At 74.6% G+C, this 6,542-nt stretch carries 5 protein-coding genes and 1 pseudogene; 2 read left to right on the top strand and 4 right to left on the bottom strand.

Annotated elements, in window-relative coordinates; genetic code table 11:
- Positions 1 to 373, top strand: a pseudogene (locus C1I97_RS28280) (phosphotransferase family protein); the annotation flags it as partial.
- Between the two features lies 1 nt (position 374).
- Here C1I97_RS28280 and C1I97_RS28285 read toward each other — a convergent pair.
- On the bottom strand, positions 375 to 569 hold the full coding sequence (locus C1I97_RS28285; RefSeq protein WP_111005971.1) for a hypothetical protein: 195 nt from the start codon (positions 567 to 569) through the stop codon (positions 375 to 377).
- A 536-nt stretch (positions 570 to 1,105) separates the two neighbouring features.
- Between C1I97_RS28285 and C1I97_RS28290 the strand changes: the two genes are divergently transcribed.
- Positions 1,106 to 2,482: a serine/threonine-protein kinase gene (locus tag C1I97_RS28290; protein WP_181446958.1), complete on the top strand. Its 1,377-nt coding sequence runs from the start codon at positions 1,106 to 1,108 to the stop codon at positions 2,480 to 2,482.
- Here C1I97_RS28290 and C1I97_RS28295 read toward each other — a convergent pair.
- From C1I97_RS28295 to cobT, 3 genes are all read right to left on the bottom strand, one after another.
- Complete coding sequence (locus C1I97_RS28295; protein ID WP_111005973.1) at positions 2,473 to 3,291, bottom strand: TrmH family RNA methyltransferase; 819 nt, start codon at positions 3,289 to 3,291, stop codon at positions 2,473 to 2,475. The genes C1I97_RS28290 and C1I97_RS28295 overlap by 10 nt on opposite strands.
- Before the next feature lie 14 nt (positions 3,292 to 3,305).
- Positions 3,306 to 4,532: a uroporphyrinogen-III C-methyltransferase gene (gene cobA / locus C1I97_RS28300; protein ID WP_111005974.1), complete on the bottom strand. Its 1,227-nt coding sequence runs from the start codon at positions 4,530 to 4,532 to the stop codon at positions 3,306 to 3,308.
- Positions 4,533 to 4,679: 147 nt separating this feature from the next.
- Positions 4,680 to 6,542 (bottom strand): nicotinate-nucleotide--dimethylbenzimidazole phosphoribosyltransferase (gene cobT, locus C1I97_RS28305; RefSeq protein WP_258382772.1); only part of this gene is annotated, 1,863 nt, incomplete at its 5' end.

The following is a 6,542-nucleotide window of genomic DNA, read 5'->3' on the forward strand; positions in this document are numbered from 1 at the left end:
CTGCCACGGCGACCTCCACCTCGGTCAGCTCGTCCGCCACCCCGCCCCGGACGGCCCCTGGCTGCTCATCGACGTCGACGACCTCGGCACCGGCGTTCCCGCCTGGGACCTGGGCCGCCCCGCGGCCTGGTACGCCTGCGGACTGCTCCCGCCCGACGAGTGGACCCGCTTCCTGACCGCGTACCGCGCGGCCGGAGGCCCGGCCGTCCCCACGGACGGCGACCCCTGGCCCGCTCTGGACGTCCCGGCCCGCGCCCTGACCGTGCAGGCCGCCGCGTCGGCCGTCGCCAGAGCGACCGCGGCGGGCCGCCCGCTCGACGAGGTCGAACAGGCCGTGGTCGACGCCTGCGACCGGATGAGCGGGCTCCCGCCGCTCAGCGCCCCAGCATCTCGCCCACGGACGACGCCTGTCTGGCCACTGTGTTCCAGCCGTCGAAGACGAGCAGGAGCAGGGCCGCCAGGGGAAGGGCCATCAGCGTCGCCACCAGGGGGTGGCGACGGCCCGTGCGGCGGGGGCGCGTGGCGCGTCCCCGGGTGCGCAGCAGTGCCCGCGCTGCCGTCAGGGCCATGGTCCCTCTCCTGACCGTCTCGGTTGTCGTCGGCAGCGGCGGGTGTCCGACCTCGGGGGACGAGTGCTGCACCCGCCGCTGGACCTCAAATCTAGATGCGCGGCGGGTCCGGGTCGTCATGCCCTCGTACCGATCGGGGGGCCTCCCGGAGGATGAGCCCCGACCCGGGGAGTACTCCCCAGGGTGGAGACGCGGGTCCGGTTCTCGGGGTCTCCCCGGAGGGGTCGCCCGTCGCGACCGCTGTGCGTGACGTCCCTCACTTTTACGGCAACCCGGCGCAACCCGGGCTCACCCCTTCGGTACACCCCCGCTCGCCACCGGTCCGTACGGCTGCTTCCTGAGCGGCCAACCTCCCTTCGGGAGGAGGTGGTTGAGATACTCGTCAACCCAAGGACGGCGATCCCACAAGCACCTTGACCACACCTCACCTCTTCTGCCCGGCGCCGACAATCGATCGGTCGAGAGGGCGCGGCCTCTGCGCGCGAACCGCCCCGGGTACGTAAGCTGTGGCTCGTCACAGGGACCGGGCAGCGGGGATGAACATGGCGATGATGCGCCTGAGGCGCGAGGACCCGCGCGTCGTCGGCTCGTTCAGGCTTCACCGACGGCTCGGCGCGGGCGGGATGGGTGTGGTCTACCTGGGCTCCGACCGGAAGGGCCAGCGCGTCGCGCTGAAGGTCATCCGGCCGGATCTGGCGGAGGACCAGGAGTTCCGCTCGCGGTTCGCGCGCGAGGTCTCGGCGGCGCGGCGGATCCGGGGCGGCTGCACGGCGCGGCTGGTGGCGGCGGACCTGGAGGCGGACCGGCCGTGGTTCGCGACGCAGTACGTGCCCGGGCCCTCCCTGCACGACAAGGTGGCCGAGGAGGGTGCGCTCTGCGCCGCGGAGGTGGCGGCGATCGGGGCCGCGCTGTCCGAGGGGCTGGTCGCCGTGCACGAGGCCGGGGTGGTGCACCGGGACCTCAAGCCGTCCAACATCCTGCTGTCCCCCAAGGGTCCGCGGATCATCGACTTCGGCATCGCCTGGGCGACCGGTTCCTCGACGCTCACGCACGTCGGCACGGCGGTCGGCTCGCCCGGGTTCCTCGCCCCGGAGCAGGTGCGCGGCGCGACCGTCACTCCGGCGACCGACGTGTTCTCGCTGGGGGCGACGCTGGCGTACGCGTCGACGGGCGACTCGCCGTTCGGGCACGGCAGTTCGGAGGTGATGCTGTACCGCGTGGTGCACGAGGAGCCCCAGCTGCACGGTGTACCGGACGCGCTGGCTCCGCTGGTACGGGCGTGTCTGGCGAAGGACCCCGAGGAGCGGCCGAGCACGCTGCAGCTGTCGCTGCGGCTGAAGGAGATCGCGACACGTGAGGCGCAGGACCTGGGTGACGTACGGCCGCCCGCGCCCCGCGCCGCCGAACCGGACCGGCCGGCCGGCTCCCTGGCCGACACCCACCCCGGCCGGCAGCGCGCCGACTACACCGAGCGCCCACGGGGACGGCGGCGCCCGGTGGGCTCCTCGCCCGGCACCCCGGTGCCCCGGGGCACCGTTCCTCCGTCGCGGGGCGGCCCGCCCAGGGGCGGACGGGGCGGGGTCCCCTCCCGTACGGGTGCCTCGCGCCCGACGCCGGCCTCACGTCCGACACCGACCTCACGGGGCGGCGGCCGTACCGCTCCCCGGGGCGGCACAGGGCGGACGGGTCCGCGTCCCACGGCGACCGGCCGACGCCCCGCCAACCCGCGTCTGCTGCGCCAGCGCCTCTTCGTGTTCGTGGTGGTGACGCTGCTGGTCGCCCTCGGCATCGCGGCGGCCCAGGGCTGCCAGGGCCCGGCCCGCGGACTGGGCGGCGACGGCCACGGCGTACGGGCGCAGCAGGACCACGCGCGCGTGCACGTGGCGGCGGTGCCCGCGCCGTTCTACGACTGAGGGCGGCCCGTCGCCACCGCGTAGAAGGCGACCGCGGCCGCCGCGCCCACGTTGAGGGAGTCGACGCCGTGGGACATGGGGATGCGGACCCAGGCGTCGGCGGCCGTCAGGGCCCGGGCGGACAGGCCGTCGCCCTCCGCGCCGAGCATCAGGGCGACCCGGTCCATGCGGTGCGGGGCGGCGTCGTCCAGGGACTTCGCCCTCTCGTCGGGGGTGAGGGCGAGCAGGGTGAAGCCGGCCTCGCGGACCGCCCGCAGGTCCCCCGGCCAGGTGTCGAGACGGGCGTACGGCACGGAGAAGACCGCGCCCATGGAGACCTTGACGCTGCGGCGGTAGAGCGGGTCGGCGCAGTCCGGGGAGAGCAGGACCGCGTCCATGCCGAGGGCGGCGGCGGAACGGAAGACGGCGCCGATGTTGGTGTGGTCGTTGACCGACTCCATGACCGCGACCCGGCGGGCCGTCCGCAGCAGGTCGGCCGCCGTGGGCAACGGCTTGCGCCGCATGGAGGCGAGCGCGCCGCGGTGCACGTGGTAGCCGGTGACCTGTTCGGCGAGTTCGGGGCTGACGACGTAGACGGGTGCGGGGAGTTCGTCGATGACGTCCCGCATGGCGTCGACCCACTTCGCGGACAGCAGCATCGAGCGCATCTCGTACCCGGCGTCCGTGGCCCGGCGGATGACCTTCTCGCCCTCGGCGATGAACAGGCCCTCGGCGGGTTCGCGCCTGCGGCGCAGCTCCACGTCGGTCAGGCCCGTGTAGTCGGCCAGGCGCGGGTCGTCGGGGTCCTCTACGGTGATGGGATCGGCCATGGGGTGGTTGCTCCTCAGGCTTCCGGGCCGACCGTGACGACCTCGCCGATGACGATGACGGCCGGCGGCTTCACGTCCTGGGCGCGGACGGTCTCCGCGACGGTCGCGAGGGTGGCGTCCACGCGGCGCTGGGCGGCGGTCGTTCCCTCCTGGACCAGGGCGACCGGGGTGTCGGGGGACTTGCCGTGGGCGACGAGCGTCTCGGCGATCTTCCCGATCTTGTCGACGCCCATGAGGACCACGAGGGTGCCGGTGAGTTTCGCCAGGCTGGGCCAGTCGACCAGGGAGCGTTCGTCGTCGGGGGCCACGTGCCCGCTGACCACGGTGAACTCGTGGGCCACCCCGCGGTGGGTGACCGGGATGCCGGCCGCGCCCGGGACGGAGACGGAGCTGGAGATGCCGGGGACGACCGTGCACGGCACTCCGGCCTCGGCGAGCGCCTGGACCTCCTCCATGCCCCGGCCGAAGACGTACGGGTCGCCGCCCTTGAGCCGGACCACCGACTTGCCCTGCCGGGCGTGCTCGATGAGGGCGTTGTTGATGGCCTCCTGGGCCATGAAGCGGCCGTAGGGGATCTTCGCCGCGTCGATCACCTCGACGTGCGGCGGGAGTTCGGCGAGCAGGTCGCGCGGGCCGAGGCGGTCGGCGATGACGACGTCGGCCTCGGCGAGCAGCCGGCGGCCGCGGACCGTGATCAGGTCCGGGTCGCCGGGGCCGCCGCCGACGAGGGCCACGCCCGGGGTGCGGGTGCGGTGGTGCGGGGCGACGAGCGTGCCGTCGCGCAGGCCCTCGACCACCGCGTCGCGGATGGCGGCGGTGTGCCGGGGGTCGCGCCCGCGCGCGCTGGTGGTGAGCACGGCGACCGTGACGCCCTCGCTGTGGCCGGTGGCCGGGGTCCAGGCGGTCGCCGCGTCGGCGTCGTCGGAGCGTACGCACCACACGCGGTGGCGCTCCGCCTCCGCGGAGGCGCGGGTGTTGGCGTCGCGGTCGCTGGTGGCGATCAGGGCGTACCAGGCGTCCGCGAGGTCGCCGTCCTCGTACCGGCGCCGCTGCCAGGTGATCTCGCCCGTGTCCGCCATGGCCTCGACGGAGGCGGTCGCCTCGGGCGAGACGAGGACGATGTCCGCGCCGGCCGCGATGAGCGCCGGGAGGCGGCGCTGGGCGACCTGCCCGCCGCCGAGGACGACCACGCGGCGGCCGGTCAGGCGGAGGCCTACGGGGTAGGCGGGGTGTTCGGCCATGTGGGGTACGGCTCCTCGTCCGGGCGGTCCAGGCGGTACGAACGGGGTGCTACGGCTCTGGAGCAGCCCTGACATGCGGATTTTAGACGTGGGTTCAGCGTACGGCGGGGCCGGGGGCACAGGAGCGCGCCCTCCGGCCCCGCGGTGCTACTTCTCGGTGACGCCCGCGGAGTCGAACGTCGCCACCTCGTGCATCGCCCGCGCCGTGCTCTGCACCAGCGGCAGGGCGAGCAGCGCGCCCGTTCCTTCGCCGAGGCGCAGGTCGAGGTCGACCAGGGGGCGCAGGCCGAGCTTGTTGAGCGCGGCGACGTGCCCGGGCTCGGCGCTGCGGTGACCCGCGATGCAGGCCGCCAGGACCTCGGGCGCGATCGCACGGGCGACCAGTGCGGCGGCACCCGCGCTGACGCCGTCCAGGATCACCGGCGTGCGCAGGGAGGCGCCGCCCAGGAGCAGCCCGACCATGGCCGCGTGCTCGAAACCGCCGACCGCGGCCAGGACGCCGATGGGGTCGGCCGGGTCCGGCCGGTGCAGTTCCAGGGCACGGCGGACCACCTCGGTCTTGCGGGCCAGTGTCTCGTCGCTGATGCCCGTGCCCCGGCCGGTCACCTCGGCCGGGTCTGCGCCGGTGAACACCGAGATGAGCGCGGCGGACGCCGTGGTGTTGGCGATGCCCATCTCACCGGTGAGCAGGGCCTTGTTGCCGGCCGCGACCAGGTCGCGGGCGGTCTCGATGCCGACCTCGATGGCCTGCTTGGCCTCCTCGCGGGTCATCGCGGGGCCGGTGGTCATGTCGGACGTGCCCGCGCGGACCTTGCGGGGCAGCAGGCCGGTGGTGGCCGGGAGGTCGGCGACGACGCCCACGTCGACCACGCAGACCTCGGCGCCCACCTGGTTCGCGAAGGCGTTGCAGACCGCTCCCCCGCCGAGGAAGTTGGCCACCATCTGGGCGGTGACCTCCTGCGGCCAGGGGGTGACGCCCTGGGCGTGCACGCCGTGGTCGCCGGCGAAGACCGCGACGGCCGCGGGCTCCGGGACCGGCGGCGGGCACTGGCGGGACAGGCCGGACAGCTGCGCGGAGATGATCTCCAGCATGCCGAGTGCGCCGGCCGGCTTGGTCATGCGCTTCTGCCGTTCCCAGGCCTCGCCGAGCGCCTTGGCGTCCAGCGGGCGGATCTGGGCGACGGTCTCGGCGAGCAGGTCGTGCGGGTTCTCGCCGGGCAGGGCGCGGCGGCCGTACGTCTCCTCGTGGACGACCCAGGACAGCGGGCGGCGCTTGGACCAGCCGGCCTGCACCAACTCCGGTTCCTCCGGGAACTCGTCGACGTACCCCACGCACAGGTAGGCGACGGCCTCCAGGTGCTCGGGCAGCCCGAGGGCGCGGACCATCTCGCGCTCGTCGAAGAAGCTCACCCAGCCGACGCCCAGGCCCTCGGCGCGGGCGGCGAGCCAGAGGTTCTCGACCGCGAGCGCGGAGGAGTACGGCGCCATCTGCGGCTGGGTGTGGCGGCCCAAGGTGTGCCGGCCGCCGCGAGTGGGGTCGGCGGTGACGACGATGTTCACCGGGGTGTCGAGGATGGCCTCGATCTTCATTTCCTTGAACTGCTTCGCCCGGCCCTTGGGCAGCGACTTTGCGTACGCCTCGCGCTGGCGCATGACCAGCTCGTGCATCATGCGCCGGGTTTCGGCGGAGCGGATGACCACGAAGTCCCAGGGCTGCGAGTGGCCCACGGAGGGTGCCGTGTGGGCCGCCTCCAGGACGCGGAGCAGCACCTCGTGCGGGATGGGGTCGCTGCGGAAGCCGTTGCGGATGTCGCGGCGTTCGCGGATCACCTTGAGCACGGCCTCGCGCTCGGCGTCGTCGTAGGCGGGCGCGGGCGCGCCGGCGGACTCCCGCACCTGATCGGCTTCCTGGGCCTCGGGGCCGGGCTCCTCGCCGGGCTCCTCGCCCGGTACGGCGGCGGCGTCGCCGTCGCGGGGCGCGGGGACCGTGGCGGCGGGCTCCTGCGGGGT

Origin of the sequence: Streptomyces sp. NTH33, from assembly GCF_003236365.1 — a bacterium.
Classification (GTDB): Bacteria; Actinomycetota; Actinomycetes; order Streptomycetales; family Streptomycetaceae; genus Streptomyces.